This is a genomic window from Paenibacillus sp. IHB B 3415, assembly GCF_000802655.2.
In the GTDB taxonomy this organism is placed as follows: Bacteria; Bacillota; Bacilli; order Paenibacillales; family Paenibacillaceae; genus Paenibacillus_AQ; species Paenibacillus_AQ phytohabitans.
This window is the reverse complement of sequence record NZ_JUEI01000013.1, coordinates 29,641-44,503: the sequence shown is the minus strand read 5'-3', so window position 1 is coordinate 44,503 and position 14,863 is coordinate 29,641. Positions and strand designations below refer to the sequence as shown.

The following is a 14,863-nucleotide window of genomic DNA, read 5'->3' as shown; positions in this document are numbered from 1 at the left end:
GTTACCCCTCCTCCCAATTCCCGGTGAGCCTGTACCCTTGACCGCGCACCGTCTGCAGCCCCTCCATAATGTCCAGCGCAGCCAGCTTCTTGCGTACCCGGGTTACATAGACGTTCAGTGTGTTGTCATCCACAAAAGCTTCGGTATCCCAAATCTTCTCCAGCAGCCGGTCACGCGTAACGAGGGTACCGGATTTCTGCATCAGCTCATCGAGAATCTTGGCCTCGGTATGGCTGAGGTCGATTCTGGCTCCGCCCCGCGTCAGGATCAGCCGTTCTACGTCCAGCATCAGTCCCGAGACGGTGAGGCTGCGTTCAGTGCCGCCCCCGGCGTAGGAGCCGTAAGCGCGGCGCAGGTGGCTTTTGATTTTGGCCATCGCAATCTCGTAATCAAAGGGTTTCGTAATATAATCATCCGCGCCATTCTCCAGCGCCATGACCTGATCCATCTTCCCGTCGCGTGCGGAGATGAACAGAATGGGACAGGTCGAGACCGCACGGATCTGGCGGCACCAATAATATCCGTCGAATTTGGGCAGGTTCACATCCAGCAGTACCAGCTGCGGGGCAAACGCCTCGAACTCGGTCCGTACCGCTTCAAAATCATGCACCGCCCGTGTTTCGTATCCAAACTTATGTAAGTAGTCCTGGAGCAGGGTTACCAGTCCCTTGTCATCCTCAATGATAAATATTTTGAACATCATAGCCCTCCGGTTGCCGCCTTAAGTAGTCTAAGGGGTTTGCCCCATAATATATACAGTACCTGCGTTCCAGTCAAATCTGCGGTATACTTTCCGGGAAGCGGTGAATGCCAGTACAATTCCTGTTTCGAAAAAATAACGGGCTTAAAGTCCGTTACGGAGGTACACCGTATGAAGCAAAACAAATATGATGAGGCCAGTTTTTTTGAAAATTACAGCCGGATGCCGCGCTCCACAGGCGGACTTGAGTCCGCCGGAGAATGGGGGACTTTCCGCACGCTGCTGCCTGACCTGCAGGGTCAGCGGGTACTGGATCTGGGCTGCGGCTTCGGCTGGCACTGCCGGTATGCCCGTGAGCAGGGGGCCGTTTCTGTAGTGGGCATCGATCTTTCCGCGAATATGCTGGAGCGGGCCAGGGCGATGACCCGCGATCCGAAGATTGAATACCTCCAGTTGGCAATTGAAGATGCCGCTTTTGGTGCGGATGAATTCGATACAGTCATCAGTTCACTTGCCATTCACTATGTAGAGGATTTCGCCAGCCTCTGCCGCCAGGTCTACTATTGCCTGAAGCCTGGCGGAGCCTTCGTGTTCTCGGTTGAGCATCCCATCTTCACCGCGCTCGCCGCGCAGGATTGGCATTACGGTCCTGAAGGCGGGAAGCAGCATTGGCCTGTTGACAATTATCATCTCGAAGGACCGCGGCAAGCCAATTTCCTTGATCATGCAGTTACGAAGTACCACCGTAATGTTGCTACCTACGTTAATACGCTGATCGGTTCCGGCTTCACCCTGACCCGGATCTCCGAGCTGCAGCCAACTGCGGATATGCTGGAGAAGAACGCAGCCTGGCTGGAGGAAACCCGGCGTCCGATGTTCCTGCTGCTGTCTGCGGTGAAGAATTAGCCGGTATAGCGTTTGAGAAACAAAATTGCTTCGAGGGCGCGGCTGGGTGGAGCTTCGAGGGTGAGTCGGAGCTTAGTATGCGCGCATTTGCTCCTTAGGAGGCCGGTGGCTTCATAACTCATCAGCTTTTGAGGAGGACTGAGATTCCGCTATTTGGGCAAATCTGCTGATTTGACGGGTCAAGCGGACTCAGATTCCGTTATGGTTCCAGTTATCCCTCATTTTAAGCTGAAATGAACAGGATAACGGAATCTCAGTCCGTTTCAGCCGCAAAAGAAGGTCTTTCCTGGAAATAGGGGCCTCTCAGTCCGCTTCCCTCCGCAGACCAAACAGCCCAGCCGCCTCCCGGGAATCCGGTGAGGCGGCTGTTGCACTTACCGGGGAATCCCGTGAAACACCTGCTGCGTTCCGGGGAACCCGGCGAGGCTGCTGCTACGTTCCGGGGAACCCGACGAGGCTGCTGCTGCATTCCGGGAACCCCGCGAGGCGGCCAATTATTACGGTTGAAATTGGATTGGCGGCTTATTTCATCGCCGCTCCATTTACTTGCCGTCCAGCAGATTGCCCAATCCGCCGAGGATGCTGCCCTCTTCCTTCCGCCCGGAAGGTCCGGCGGCCGACAGAATACGGTCAGCCATCCGGCTGAACGGCAGCGACTGCACCCACACCTTGCCCGGTCCGCGCAGGGTGGCGAAGAACAGGCCTTCGCCGCCGAAGAGCGCAGTCTTCACTCCTTTGACCATCTCGATATTATAATCGACAGAGGATGTCATGGCGACGAGACAGCCGGTGTCGAGCTTGATGGTCTCTCCAGGCTGCAGCGTCCGCTCCAGCACATGACCTCCGGAGTGAACGAAGGAGAGTCCGTCTCCTTCGAGCTTTTGCATGATGAAGCCTTCACCGCCGAAGAAGCCCGCCCCCAGCCTGCGCTGGAATTCAATGCCGATCGACACGCCTTTGGCTGCGCAGAGGAAGGAATCCTTCTGGCAGATGATTTTGCCGCCGTATTGCTGAAGATCCAGCGGAATAATCTTGCCCGGGTACGGGGCGGCAAAGGTTACGCTTTTCCGTCCATATGCCCCGCTGTGCGTGAAAACGGTCATGAACAGGCTCTCCCCGGTCAGCAGCCGTTTGCCTGCACCCTTCAGCATGCCCATCAGTCCGCCGCCGCCCCGCGAGTTGCCGCTGCCGTCACCAAAGATCGTCTCCATCGTAATCTCCGGGTCCATCATCATGAAGCTGCCCGCTTCGGCAATCACGCTCTCCCCCGGGTCGAGCTGCACCTCCACACACTGAATTTCCTCACCCATAATCGCATAGTCAATTTCGTGAGCACTCATTCCCTTACATCCTCCCTCTACATTCTGAGCATAGTGTAACCTTGGGCCTTGCAGTTTGAATGAAATATATACGCGCGCTCAAGCCTCACGGTTTCAGTATCCAGGAACACCCGGGAGGTCAATGTGCGAATTGTGGCGTGAAACGAAGAAGTAAACATTTTACCGAAAACAAATTAACAGAGGATGATATGCAAAAATGTTGCAGATATTACAACTTCGATTCACTGAATACCGGGGTGTGAGGTCGGATTGTTGTATGAAATACAAGAATCCTCTCGGTAATCGGCTTGGAGGGGGCAGAATGCTGCATTTCATACAACAATTTCCGGTTACGGTCGATATAACGGGCGGAATGTTGTATTCTGTGCAGGATTTTTTCAAAAAAAAGACCAGCTGGACTTAAGTCCGCTGACCTTTCATCATCCCCGTATACGGGGTTCACATTGCATTGTTCACATTACCGTGCTATCCTGCGCATTGCCCATTGCCGATTGAATCTTCGGAGCCTTGACCAGCTTCGGTCTGCCCAGAGAGGTTGTAAAAGTAATCACATATCCGGCCACGACTACAGCCATCACTGTGTACAGGGTCTCTCTTAACGGCATATAGAAGAGGGACAATGCCAGAACAATTACATCCATCAGGATAAATACGGTTCCTACCTTAATTCCTTTCCATTCACTGATCAGCAGCGACAGAATATCGTCCCCGCCGCTCGCCCCGCCGCCTCGCAGGACCATACCTGCTCCTAGACCTGTCAGTACACCTGACAACAATGCCGCAAGCGGCAAGTTATCCTGCAGATCAATAACCCATCCGGAATAGCGTTCCATCAGTCCGTAGAATACCGTGAAGGCTGCTACAGAGATGAAGGTGTTCACCACGAACGATTTTCCTTTGAAGATGATTGCGATTAAGAGTACTGGAATGTCTAAAATCAGGATCGATAGTGATGGTGAAATCCCAAGCACATATTTGCCGAGCAGCGACAGCCCTACGAACCCGCCCTCAGTCAAATGGTTCTGATAATTGATGTGATAATACGTAAATGCAAGCAATAGTGTTCCGGACAAAATAACGGCTAATCGGAGCGGCATACTCATGCCACTGTCTTGTTTCCTCATACTCGGTCTCCCCTTATCGTAAATGGCGGCTAGACGTCCCACCAGCCTCTACGAGGGGTTAAACCGGAGGTGTTGCTCCTTCGCATACAATACTCCTTCCCTCATAGAGGCGGCTATCGTCAATTAACAACAGTAAGCGCACATTCTACAGGGAAGCTAAGTATAAGACAGATCATAACGTTTCCAAATCGTCCTTTGGGGAATCGTCCTTCGGGGACACATGGTATCCTGATCCTTTCTTTAGTTTGATATGTTCTGAATAGATTATACCACGCGGAAGGGGCAGTCTAAACAGTTTCCATTAAAAATAAGCAATCAGCCCTGATTCCGCAGCAAACGGTTGACAGTTTCCCGGCGTACACCTATTAATTGCCCGATCTCTTCCTGTGTCAGCAGATCTGTCAGCTGTGCACCATGAGAGTATTCGTTCAGCCAGCGGGTCAGCAGCGCCATGCGTTCCCCGGGCGTTCCGACTGTAAGATGGTCAAGCCGTGTCTGCATGAACCGCACCTTCTCCTGGAGCAGAAGAGCGACCTCCATCACCTTCTCAGGGTCCTCCCGCAGCTCCCGGTACCATTCCGCAGCGGGAATGAGCTCGACCTCACTTTTCATCATCGCCACCGCTGTTCCATGCGCCTCCTTCGGCGAAATGAGGGAATGATGGGGAACTGTCTCACCCGGATACAGCAGGTTAAACAGTACCATGTTTCCGTTCTCATGCAGTCTTGTCACCTTGAACAGTCCGCTTTTCACCCGGTACAGGTTCTGGCCGCCGTCCCCCTGACGGAACAAGACTTCCCCTTTGTGCAGAATCATTTCGCATTCTCCTTTGCCTTCTCTTTATATATATTTTTAATTATACCGAAATACGACAATAAAATGGAGCGTGCAAACAAAGAAACCGTATGAATGCAGAATGTTGCTCTGCTTCCATACGGTTCAGGACAGGAATGATTACGTTACTTCAATGCGAGCGGCTTCTTCCAGAGACCCAGCATCAGCCCGGAAATAACGGAACCGATCAGCACAGCCAGCAGGAACAGCAGCGCGCTGCTGGATAAGAAGGCTACGAACACACCTCCATGCGGTGCAGGAACATTGATATTCCACAGCTGGGTCAGTCCGCCGGCTACGGCTGAACCCACGATACAGGAAGTGAGCACACGCAGCGGATCTGCTGCAGCAAACGGAATGGCGCCTTCGGTGATGAACGACAAGCCCAGCACGTAGTTGGTTAATCCGGATTTGCGTTCCGTCTCTGTAAATTTATTCTTGAAGAAGGTAGTGGCCAGCGCGATTGCCAGCGGAGGCACCATCCCCCCGGCCATAACAGCAGCCATCATCAGTCCGTTTGTGTTGCCGCTTGAGGTGAACACACCGATAGCAAAGGTGTATGCTGCTTTATTGAACGGACCGCCCATATCGATGGCCATCATACCGCCAAGCACCAATCCCAGCAATACTTTGTTGCCAGTACCCAGGTGGTTAAGCGCATCAATCATACCTTCATTAATCCAGCTGAATACCGGATTGAACAGATAGAACATGACCCCGCCGGTAATAAGCAAGCTGAACACAGGATACAACAGAATCGGTTTCAGGCCGTCAAGCGTACGCGGCAGGCCAGAAAAGGCTTTGCGGAGCATAATAACCACATAACCGGCCAGGAAACCGGCAGCCAGGCCGCCCAGGAAGCCCGCATTGGCATTCAGAGCCATGATACCGCCGACCATACCTGGCATCAGTGCCGGGCGGTCGCCGATGCTAAGTGCGATAAATCCGGCCAGGATTGGAATCAGGAAGTGGAACGCCCCGTCTCCTCCGCCGATCGTCTGCAGCAGCTTCACCAGCGGATTATCGACACTGGCTACCTGTTCAATCAGGAAGGAGATCGCCAGCAGAATCCCGCCGCCCACTACGAACGGCAGCATGTGGGAGATGCCATTCATCAGGTCTTTATAAATCTTGCTTCCGATTGTTCCGGACTTCGCCGATGCGGCACCATCCTCATTACGGCCGGAGCTGCGGTAGATTGGCGCATTGCCTTGGACCGCGATGCGGATTAATTCCTCTGACTTGCGGATTCCATCGCTTACAGGACGCTGAAGTACAGGCTTGCCGTTGAAGCGGTCCATCTCCACGTTCTTGTCCGCAGCGATAATAACTCCGCTCGCCCGGGCAATCTCATCCGCAGTCAGCACATTCTGCGCACCTTCTGAACCGTTCGTCTCTACTCGGATGTTAACTCCCATCTCTTTGGCTTTCTTCTTCAGGGCATCCTCAGCCATGAAGGTATGGGCAATTCCCGTAGGACATGCTGTCACAGCCACAACAAAGCTCTGAGAATCCGGATTCCCGGTGATCATCCGTGCAGGTTCAGCCTGCGGCGCCGCTGTCTTCCGGGCTTCTTGCTCCGCAGCTTCCTTAGCTTCCGCTTCCGCCTCAGCTTGCTTGGCATCGAACAAGCGCGTTACTTCTGCAGGAGTCTTGGCACTCATGAGCTGTTCGATGAATTCGCTTTCAATGAGCAGCCTTGACAACGCAGCCAGTGTGCGCAGGTGCATATTTCCAGCTCCGTCCGGCGCCGCGATCATGAAGAACAAATGGGCCGGCGCTTCATCCAGGGAAGCAAAATCGAGTCCGGTGCTGCTCTTGGCGAACACAACCGTCGCTTCATTCACAGCTTTGGTCTTGGCATGAGGCATGGCGATGCCCCCGCCGATTCCGGTGCTGGACTGGGCTTCACGGTCCAGTATCTTTTCTTTGAACAGCTTCACGTCATTAATGCGTCCGCTGGCCGCGAGGCTGGCAATCAGTTCGTCGATCGCCGCTTCCTTCGTTGTAGCCTGCAGCTCCATTATCATAGTTTCCTGTATCATCAAATCTGTAATTTTCATTAATCTCAACTCCCCGTTTTACTTAAAATCTTTCATTATCTCGTTTACAGCTGAGAAATTACAACGAGCGGCCGAAGCTGTTCTATCTTCTGACTGTCCGCCAGATCGTCCGAGAATGCCGTTGCGCTTCCTGAGGCGACGCCGGCACGGAATGCCTCCAGCACATCTCCTGTCAGCGACAAGGTCCCCACAAACCCGGCGATCATGGAATCTCCAGCACCTACTGAATTCTTCACCTGCCCCGCAGGAGCAGCCGCATGGTAGACACCTTGCTCGGAAATAAACAATGCGCCTTCACCGGCCATCGATACCAGCACATGCCTAGCCCCCGCTTCCAGCAGCTTACGCCCGTAGGTGATAATCTCAGCCCTGGTGCTGATCTGAGCGCCGAACAGCTCTGCCAGCTCATGGTGATTCGGTTTGACAAGCAGCGGTCCCAAGGGCAGCGCGTCTTTCAGCGCCTGTCCCGTTGTATCAATTACAAACTCTGCCCCCTTCTGCTTGCATACTGCAATCAGCCTGCTATAGAAATCTCCCCCAAGCGACGGTGGAGTACTTCCCGACAGAATAACAACATCGCCCTGCTTCAGGGCATCCAGCTTGTGCAGCAGCGAAGCGGTCTCGGGCTGCGAAATCTCCGGTCCGGCTCCGTTAATTTCCGTCTCTTCCCCGGCTTTCAGCTTGATATTGATCCGGGTATCATCCGCTATATGAACGAAATCACTTGCAATCATCTCCTGGCGCAGCCACTGCTCAATATATCCGCCCGTGAAACCGCCAAGGAATCCGGTTGCCGTATTCTCGACCCCCAGCTGCTTCAGCACGCGGGATACATTGATTCCCTTCCCTCCGGGGAGCTTCATATCCCGTTTCATCCGGTTTAACCCGCCTAGTGTAAACTCTTCAACCTCCACGATATAATCGACGGAAGGATTAAGTGTCACTGTATAAATCATCATTCATCCCTCATTTATAATGTTTGTCTTCTTCTCACACTCACACCAAGGTATAATCAACATCCATCTTCTCCAGCTCCCGGCGGAAGTTATCCGGCGTATCCGTATCAAGAATGCAGTGATCCATCTCCTGCAGATCCGCCACTTTACAAAAGGAGATTTGCCCGATCTTGCTATGGTCTGCGAGCAGAATGGTCTGCTTTGCGACAGCAATCATTTTGCGCTTGGTTGCAGCCTCCAGCATATTCGGAGTCGTGATGCCTTCACGTATATCCAGCCCGTTGGTTCCTAGGAATGCTTTGTCTACCCGAACCATATCCAGTGAGCGTTCTGTCATTGGTCCGACAAAAGCCATCGTGTCCGGCCGCAGCATTCCGCCTGTAATCGAAACTTCGATATGGCGGCAATCCTTCAGCTCATTAAGCGCCATAATCGAGTTGGTGATGACCTTGAGATTACGGAAGGATTTCAGCGCCCGGGCAATCTGCAGCGTGGTCGTTCCGCCATCCAGAAGAATAGCATCGCCTTCCTCAATCATCTCCACGGCCTTGCGGGCAATCCGCAGCTTCTCATCAAGGAACCGGTCTTCCTTATCCGGAACAGCTGCTTCAAAGTTCACACTCTGCAGGGATACCGCCCCGCCATGCGTACGTTTCAGCAGCCGTGCTTCCTCAAGCTCCTTGAGATCGCGGCGGACCGTTGATTCTGAGACGGACAGCTCCTGGCTCAGCTCCTGAACCGATGCTCTTGTATGATTCTCAATAAACTGCAGAATACTCAGCTTCCGTTCTTCTTCAAACATGCGCTTCACTCCTCGAACTTGCAGCACGTGCTGCCGGATTCCTTTTATACACAATCGTTTATTTGCGTTCGGGATTATTGTCAATTGGATTTGAATAAAAGCTTAAGCGTGACTGATATTGATCATTTATGCTCATTTATGATTGTAACAGCGTTTTCATAAACTGTAAAGTGCTTTTTTGTCTGCTTATTTTTTACGGAAAAAGCTTATAATATCCCTTATACTGTGGAACTTTCCGTTATCCTCTGATTGAATGGGTGCATGGATGCTCATCTCTGCTCATTTCATCCTGAAAGGGTCAAACAACGGCTGCAGCAAATAACCACCCGAACGCCTATTTCACAAACGCGGTCAGCGACATATTTTATATTACATATGGGGAAAAGCGGGTGAACAGGAGATGGCCTATAACAACAATAATTATGGATCCGGCTATACCGGCGGTAACAATAACACTGGCGGTGGTGCGGACAAATCCTCCCCTGCAGAAGCTGAAGAACTCAGTGCCGAAGACTATGCAATCATTGCAGCAGGTTTTGGGGCATTAGGTGAAATATTTGCTTTTCTCTCCCTGGTCAAAGCCAAACAGGTGACCAAAGAAACCGGAGGACAGGCAGGCTTTGAAGTGGACCCTATTCTATTCGTCCAATCACGAAAAAAAAAAGCAGCCAGACGAAAATCCCGCCGGCCGCGTTGATATATTCTTTTGCTTATGAAATCTTCAAAGGCAGAACCTGATGTTTGGCGAATATAGAGTCCACCTTCTCACGCTGCTCCTCCTCATCAAGGAAGACAATGACTATAATATGCTCCAGCTCGGCATGCCTGGCATAAGCCTCCGCGTCCTCCTGCGGAATGCCAATACCGATCAGACTTACAATAAGACCATCCGTTTCAATATCGGCTCCAGCCAGTTTGCGTGCAGCCGGACCCGCAGCTACAGCAGTATCGGCCAGCATATCGAGACCCACTCCTAACCCGCGGGCTGTACCGAACAAGCCCTCATTGCCTTCCCCGGTCTGCGCAGCCCCAATTCCGGTATCGTGGCTGATGATCTCCAGCGTATTTTTCTGCTTCGTGACTGCAGATATAGCTTTCGATTTGATTCCATCCTCTTTTAGCTCCCCAATCGCCAGTGCAGCATCGCTCCGATGTCCAAAAATCCCGAGTACCAATGTAGGCATCTAACATCCCTCCTGTTATTGCGATATTACCACTCTGCCAGTAGCTTGAACCTGACGGGAAGTCTCGGCGTTAGTGAATCATTCTCTCCTAATTCGGTTATAAAGATAGAATCAGGCAAATGATATACAGCAGTCTTTTAAAATAAGATAGAACGCTGCTGCTCCTGATGCGTATACATAAACATAAATCAAGAGATTGGGGGGGCTGCTGTGCTTCAAAGCAAATATTTCCGGACATGCCTGGCCATTATCGCCTTTTTGACGATACTGTACCTGGGTTCCAAAGTTATTTTCCTATTTACGCCGCTCGTATCCATCTTTAACCTTCTGCTTGTGCCAATGATGCTGTCGGGGTTCATGTATTATCTGCTCCGCCCGCTCGTCAACTTCCTGGAGACCAAAAAACTTGGACGTGCACTCTCGATTCTCCTAATCTATCTCGTCTTCATCGGTTTGTTCGTACTGTTCTGGGTGCTGGTGTGGCCGACCCTGCGTGAGCAAATCCAGAATTTCATCGACAATACCCCGTATCTGGTGGAGGGGCTACAGAATCAGTTCAATAAAATCCAGAATGATCCCTCATTGTCCCGTTTCTTCAAGGGCGATGCCAATTTGACCACTAAACTTACGGAGTACGTGAATAGCGCCATTACCTGGGTGACGAATTCCATGTCCAATCTAATCGGTGTCATCTCCAGCATCGTAGTAGTTATTGCCACACTGCCGATTATTCTCTATTACATGCTGAAGGATGGATATAAGCTGTCGCCGATTCTTCAAGGCCTGATTCCAAGAAAATACCGTAAGGAAGGCCAGGATATGCTGAAGGATATCGACAGTGCGCTAAGCGGCTTCATTGTTACGCGCGTCCTGCTGAATGTGGTGCTGGGCATCATGCTCTACATCGGATTTCTGTTTATCGGCCTGCCGTATTCACTACTGCTAGCCGTTATTTCCATTCCGCTTAACTTCATTCCTTATGTCGGCTCCTTGCTGGCAGCGATTCCGGTTATTATCGTAGGATTCATTGAATCTCCTTCGATGGCACTCTGGTCTCTGATTATCGTCGTCGTTGCCCAGCAGATTCAGGACAATGTGCTGTCACCGATTATCTATGGTAAATCCCTGGATGTACATCCGCTGACAACCGTTGTGCTTGTCCTGATAGGCGGCGACTTCTTCGGCATTATCGGTGTGCTCATTGCGCTGCCTGTATATATGATTCTCAAAATCCTCTTCTTGCGGATTTATGAAATCATTATCGCTGAGCGTGAGGATGATCCGGGCGGTCCCGGGCCTATAGCACCGGCAGGGATTGAGGTCGAGATTGTTAAAGAAGAGCAGATGTAGTTCAGTAAACCTGCTTTGAGTGTTATATTTCAAGACTGAATTCGCCCAAAGGGCGAGTCCGGCTGGAGCCGATGGGCCTGTGCAAGCTAATGTAGCTCATGCAGGCCATGAAGCTTATAAGACACCCCCACATTGCTCCATCCAGACTACTTCTGGGATAGCAGGCGGTGGAATCAAGAGCACTAATGCTCCTCATTTGCTCATTTGGTCCGCATCCGATGGAATCAAGAGCACTAATGCTCCTCATTTGCTCATTTGGCCAGCATCCGATAGAAATCAAGAGCACTAATGCTCCTCATTTGCTCATTTGGCCAGCATCCGGTGAAATCAAGAGCACTAATGCTCCTCATTTGCTCATTTGCTCAAAGTTCGGCGGGAACAGAGGGATTTATCCCTTTAATTTTCCCGCTCCGCCCACTTTCGGCGGGATCAGAGGGATTTATCCCTTTGATTTTCCCGTTCCGCTCACTTTCGCGGGATCAGAGGGATTTATCCCTTTGATTTTCCCGTTCCGCTTACTTTCGGCGGCATCAGAGGGATTTATCCCTTTGATTTTCCCGTTCCGCTCACTTTCGCGGGATCAGAGGGATTTATCCCTTTGATTTTCCCGTTCCGCTTACTTTCGGCGGCATCAGAGGGATTTATCCCTTTAATTTTCCCATTTCGCCCACTTTCGGCATCAGAGGGATTTATCCCTTTAATTTCCCCGTTCCGCCCACTTTCGGCGGGAACAGAGGGATTTATCCCTTTAATTTTCCCGTTCCGCTCACTTTCGGCGGGATCAGCGGGATTTCTGATATAAGAATAAGAATTAATTCATCCTTTAGACGGATCTGCCCTAATTCCAAAGAATCTTATCCATAACCCATACGCTGATCTTATCCACAACAATCAAATATCATAATAATCCAAATAACAAAAACAAAAAAACGGGCAAATCTCTAAATAAGAGGTTTGCCCGTTTTGCTATACCTTCCGAAGCCTTCCGTTCCGCAATCTCAGCCCCGCAGAGAACGAACCACAAAAATGTGATTGCCCTTCAGCAGGTTCTGCCCATCACGGAGCGTGACTGAACCCTTGGTGTGCGCTACGATGGTCGTATTGAGGGCAACCAGCTGATCGCCTTTCCAAATGGTGACCGCCGACTTGAAATATACCGCGTTGTCAAACTGCTGGCGTTCCCTCATCACGTACCCGACGGAATGGAGGACCGGGGGCAATGCCCTCTCCTTGGGAGCCAATGCCTTGATGAACACAATGTCACGAAAAGGGACGGCAATCTCCTGATGTCCGATTACGGCTACCGAAGCTGCAGGGTCCCATCTGCGCAGCACGCCTTTCATGATCGTATATGGCTCTTCTCCGCAGTACATAATGACCGGTCTGCCTACCCAATGCTTCATGGCTCCACCCCCTTCGCTGTGTCCGTGCTACTTATACATTCGGTATGGACCAATCGATTCCTGTAAGCCCGTGCGACTCCAGATAGGAGTTAGCCTGTGAGAACGGATGGCTGCCGAGAAATCCGCGATGGGCCGAGAACGGACTTGGATGCGGAGACTGAATAACCTTATGCCTGCTGCGGTCAATCGAAGCCCCTTTGAGCTGGGCATGACTGCCCCACAGGATGAACACCATCGGTTCTGTCCGCTCATTCAGCTTCTCCATGATGGCATCTGTAAACGTCTCCCAGCCCAAGCCTTTATGCGAGTTCGGCTGGCCTTCACGTACGGTCAGCACTGCGTTAAGCATCAGCACCCCTTCTTCTGCCCAGTGGAGCAGAGAACCATGGTTCGGCACAGGTACCCCCAGATCATTATGCAGCTCGGTATAAATATTGCGCAGTGACGGAGGAATCCGCACTCCCGGCTCGACCGAGAAACTCAGGCCATGAGCCTGTCCCGCCCCATGATAGGGGTCCTGACCCAGAATGACCACCCGGGTCTTGCTGTAAGGCGTCAGCTTCAGCGCTGAGAACAGCTTGTCTTTTGGCGGATAGACTGTATATTGCTTATATTCACGTGCCAGCGCATAACGCAGCTCTTCAAAATAGGGCTTATGCGTTTCTTCCTGCAGTACCTCATCCCAATCATTGCCGAACATCCCGTTCTCCTCCTGCTTGCTTCCCTGTAGTATTCATTCATTACCTGTTATTAACCAGATCCCGCAGAATTTATTTGCGCCCGTAATCTGCTTTGATCTCGCCCCATACCTTAGTCTGCCATTTCAGCACCTTATTCTCATATGTATGGCTGCGCAGCCAGCTCTCCGCCCGGTCAATCAGCGTCCAGATTTCCTCTGTGGAAGCATCCCGGGGCAGGGTAGTAGCGACCTTCTTCTGCTTCACCCACTTCATCGCATTCACGGAGTCGGTATAGACCGTACGGCTGCTGCCTTCCTTCTTAAGAAGAGCCAGCGCATGGACAATCGCCAGAAATTCCCCGAGGTTATTCGTTCCCTTACTGATTGGACCGCAGGAAAAAATAATGTCCCCGGTCTGCGTGTCTACGCCTTTGTATTCTACCGGTCCGGGATTGCCGCGGGTGCCGACATCTACAGAGATGCTGTCATAATCAATCTCCTCTGACGTTTCTACCGAGGCACTGCGGCTCCAGCTGTTTGCCGTTTTACTCTTGGCACCTGCGCCGGATGAGGACGCACCTGTTCCCCAGTTGCCTTTCCAGCCCGCCTTATAAGCCGTATCCGCTGCCGCTCTGCTCTCATAAGACTTATATTTCGCTCCGGTATAATGATCGGTCTGCGCCTGGCATTCTGCCCAAGTGCTGTACACTCCCGGCTGCTTGCCTTCCCACACTACATAGTATTTCTGCTTAGCCATGAATATAGCTCCTTCCTGCACGCCTCATGAATCATCAAAATCATATTGTAATCCAAACCGCGGCGATATTGAAGTGCAAATAAGCTCAGCGCCTGCTGTGAGCCGAAATTTAAATTGGATAATTACCAGCAGGCGCGTTCATACTAATAGGGCCGCATTATTCCAGTACGGAAAGCGTAGTGTTAACGATAGTCTGAAGCTTGTCAATATCCCGGGTGGCTTTGACCATGACCCGCAGCCCGACGAGGGCATTATGCAGATAAGCAGCAAGCGCGGAGGCCTGATGCCGGCCGGAGATCTCTCCGCTAGCCTGACCGTGCCGGATCAGCCGTTCGATGAGATGTTCGGTATTCAGAAAAGCATCATTCGCTTTGGTTGCTGCTTCCGGATCATGATTGGACAGCTCCACTGCGGTATTCACCAGCAGACAGCCCTTGGGCTCGTCTTCACTCCTGTGGATCGTTGCTTCGAACAGCAGGGTGATTGCAGCTTTGGCTGAGGAAATGCCTTCGATACGGCCCTCCATCCGGGAGGCGTTGATGGCTGCGAACCGCTCCAGTGCTTTTATATATAAAGTATGCTTGTCTCCAAATGTGTCATACATGCTTCTCTTGTGAATCCCCATGCCGGTTACAAGATCCTGCATCGAGGTTTTCTCATAGCCCTGCTGCCAGAAGATATTCATCGCCTTCAATAGTACGTCATCAATGTCGAATTCTTTGCTTCTCGCCATCATCATGCTCCTTTCTGGATCAATTTTACCAT

At 51.6% G+C, this 14,863-nt stretch carries 15 protein-coding genes; 3 read left to right on the top strand and 12 right to left on the bottom strand.

Annotated features, from left to right (window positions below):
• Position 1 precedes the first annotated feature (1 nt).
• Positions 2–700: a response regulator transcription factor gene (locus QW71_RS07055; RefSeq protein WP_039295391.1), complete on the bottom strand. Its 699-nt coding sequence runs from the start codon at positions 698–700 to the stop codon at positions 2–4.
• A 171-nt stretch (positions 701–871) separates the two neighbouring features.
• Here QW71_RS07055 and QW71_RS07050 point away from each other — a divergent pair, with 171 nt between their 5' ends.
• Positions 872–1,606 (top strand): bifunctional 2-polyprenyl-6-hydroxyphenol methylase/3-demethylubiquinol 3-O-methyltransferase UbiG, encoded by a 735-nt coding sequence (locus QW71_RS07050; RefSeq protein WP_039295389.1) that lies wholly within the window; start codon positions 872–874, stop codon positions 1,604–1,606.
• A 542-nt stretch (positions 1,607–2,148) separates the two neighbouring features.
• Here the strand turns inward: QW71_RS07050 and QW71_RS07045 are convergent.
• The 6 genes from QW71_RS07045 to QW71_RS07020 all read right to left on the bottom strand — a co-directional run bounded on the left by QW71_RS07045 (position 2,149) and on the right by QW71_RS07020 (position 8,725).
• Complete coding sequence (locus tag QW71_RS07045; RefSeq protein ID WP_039295387.1) at positions 2,149–2,946, bottom strand: TIGR00266 family protein; 798 nt, start codon at positions 2,944–2,946, stop codon at positions 2,149–2,151.
• Positions 2,947–3,398: 452 nt separating this feature from the next.
• Positions 3,399–4,070: a YitT family protein gene (locus tag QW71_RS07040; RefSeq protein ID WP_039295385.1), complete on the bottom strand. Its 672-nt coding sequence runs from the start codon at positions 4,068–4,070 to the stop codon at positions 3,399–3,401.
• Between the two features lie 315 nt (positions 4,071–4,385).
• The gene (locus QW71_RS07035; protein ID WP_039295383.1) at positions 4,386–4,886 is read right to left on the bottom strand and encodes a Crp/Fnr family transcriptional regulator; all 501 of its coding nucleotides are present in this window, start codon (positions 4,884–4,886) and stop codon (positions 4,386–4,388) included.
• Positions 4,887–5,029: 143 nt separating this feature from the next.
• Positions 5,030–6,967 (bottom strand): PTS fructose transporter subunit IIABC, encoded by a 1,938-nt coding sequence (locus tag QW71_RS07030; protein ID WP_039295382.1) that lies wholly within the window; start codon positions 6,965–6,967, stop codon positions 5,030–5,032.
• A 44-nt stretch (positions 6,968–7,011) separates the two neighbouring features.
• Positions 7,012–7,923, bottom strand: a complete 912-nt coding sequence (gene pfkB / locus QW71_RS07025; protein ID WP_039295381.1) for a 1-phosphofructokinase — start codon at positions 7,921–7,923, stop codon at positions 7,012–7,014.
• Positions 7,924–7,963: 40 nt separating this feature from the next.
• A complete protein-coding gene (locus QW71_RS07020) occupies positions 7,964–8,725 on the bottom strand; it encodes a DeoR/GlpR family DNA-binding transcription regulator (RefSeq protein ID WP_200905895.1) in 762 nt (253 codons plus the stop codon).
• A 400-nt stretch (positions 8,726–9,125) separates the two neighbouring features.
• Between QW71_RS07020 and QW71_RS07015 the strand changes: the two genes are divergently transcribed.
• Positions 9,126–9,422 (top strand): hypothetical protein, encoded by a 297-nt coding sequence (locus QW71_RS07015; protein WP_039295379.1) that lies wholly within the window; start codon positions 9,126–9,128, stop codon positions 9,420–9,422.
• A 13-nt stretch (positions 9,423–9,435) separates the two neighbouring features.
• Here QW71_RS07015 and QW71_RS07010 read toward each other — a convergent pair whose 3' ends face one another.
• On the bottom strand, positions 9,436–9,909 hold the full coding sequence (locus QW71_RS07010) for a general stress protein (protein WP_039295377.1): 474 nt from the start codon (positions 9,907–9,909) through the stop codon (positions 9,436–9,438).
• A 210-nt stretch (positions 9,910–10,119) separates the two neighbouring features.
• Between QW71_RS07010 and QW71_RS07005 the strand changes: the two genes are divergently transcribed.
• The gene (locus QW71_RS07005) at positions 10,120–11,259 is read left to right on the top strand and encodes an AI-2E family transporter (RefSeq protein ID WP_063776433.1); all 1,140 of its coding nucleotides are present in this window, start codon (positions 10,120–10,122) and stop codon (positions 11,257–11,259) included.
• A gap of 998 nt (positions 11,260–12,257) precedes the next feature.
• Here the strand turns inward: QW71_RS07005 and QW71_RS07000 are convergent.
• From QW71_RS07000 to QW71_RS06985, 4 genes are all read right to left on the bottom strand, one after another.
• On the bottom strand, positions 12,258–12,662 hold the full coding sequence (locus QW71_RS07000) for a hypothetical protein (protein WP_039295375.1): 405 nt from the start codon (positions 12,660–12,662) through the stop codon (positions 12,258–12,260).
• 31 nt (positions 12,663–12,693) lie between these two features.
• Positions 12,694–13,362: a uracil-DNA glycosylase gene (gene ung / locus QW71_RS06995; RefSeq protein WP_039295373.1), complete on the bottom strand. Its 669-nt coding sequence runs from the start codon at positions 13,360–13,362 to the stop codon at positions 12,694–12,696.
• A gap of 70 nt (positions 13,363–13,432) precedes the next feature.
• Entirely contained in the window at positions 13,433–14,098 is a 666-nt protein-coding gene (gene rnhA / locus QW71_RS06990) for a ribonuclease H (protein ID WP_039295371.1), read from the bottom strand.
• Between the two features lie 157 nt (positions 14,099–14,255).
• Positions 14,256–14,837 (bottom strand): TetR/AcrR family transcriptional regulator, encoded by a 582-nt coding sequence (locus tag QW71_RS06985; RefSeq protein ID WP_306766030.1) that lies wholly within the window; start codon positions 14,835–14,837, stop codon positions 14,256–14,258.
• Positions 14,838–14,863 lie beyond the last annotated feature (26 nt).

What these genes read in the sequence shown, in the direction of transcription:
- QW71_RS07040 (WP_039295385.1), bottom strand. Translation starts at nt 4,070, where the DNA reads ATGAGGAAACAAGACAGTGGCATGAGTATGCCGCTCCGATTAGCCGTT.
- pfkB (WP_039295381.1), bottom strand. Translation starts at nt 7,923, where the DNA reads ATGATTTATACAGTGACACTTAATCCTTCCGTCGATTATATCGTGGAG.
- QW71_RS07050 (WP_039295389.1), top strand. Translation starts at nt 872, where the DNA reads ATGAAGCAAAACAAATATGATGAGGCCAGTTTTTTTGAAAATTACAGC.
- QW71_RS07045 (WP_039295387.1), bottom strand. Translation starts at nt 2,946, where the DNA reads ATGAGTGCTCACGAAATTGACTATGCGATTATGGGTGAGGAAATTCAG.
- QW71_RS06985 (WP_306766030.1), bottom strand. Translation starts at nt 14,837, where the DNA reads ATGATGATGGCGAGAAGCAAAGAATTCGACATTGATGACGTACTATTG.
- QW71_RS07020 (WP_200905895.1), bottom strand. Translation starts at nt 8,725, where the DNA reads ATGTTTGAAGAAGAACGGAAGCTGAGTATTCTGCAGTTTATTGAGAAT.
- rnhA (WP_039295371.1), bottom strand. Translation starts at nt 14,098, where the DNA reads ATGGCTAAGCAGAAATACTATGTAGTGTGGGAAGGCAAGCAGCCGGGA.
- QW71_RS07035 (WP_039295383.1), bottom strand. Translation starts at nt 4,886, where the DNA reads ATGATTCTGCACAAAGGGGAAGTCTTGTTCCGTCAGGGGGACGGCGGC.
- QW71_RS07030 (WP_039295382.1), bottom strand. Translation starts at nt 6,967, where the DNA reads ATGAAAATTACAGATTTGATGATACAGGAAACTATGATAATGGAGCTG.
- QW71_RS07015 (WP_039295379.1), top strand. Translation starts at nt 9,126, where the DNA reads ATGGCCTATAACAACAATAATTATGGATCCGGCTATACCGGCGGTAAC.
- QW71_RS07055 (WP_039295391.1), bottom strand. Translation starts at nt 700, where the DNA reads ATGTTCAAAATATTTATCATTGAGGATGACAAGGGACTGGTAACCCTG.
- QW71_RS07010 (WP_039295377.1), bottom strand. Translation starts at nt 9,909, where the DNA reads ATGCCTACATTGGTACTCGGGATTTTTGGACATCGGAGCGATGCTGCA.
- QW71_RS07000 (WP_039295375.1), bottom strand. Translation starts at nt 12,662, where the DNA reads ATGAAGCATTGGGTAGGCAGACCGGTCATTATGTACTGCGGAGAAGAG.
- ung (WP_039295373.1), bottom strand. Translation starts at nt 13,362, where the DNA reads ATGTTCGGCAATGATTGGGATGAGGTACTGCAGGAAGAAACGCATAAG.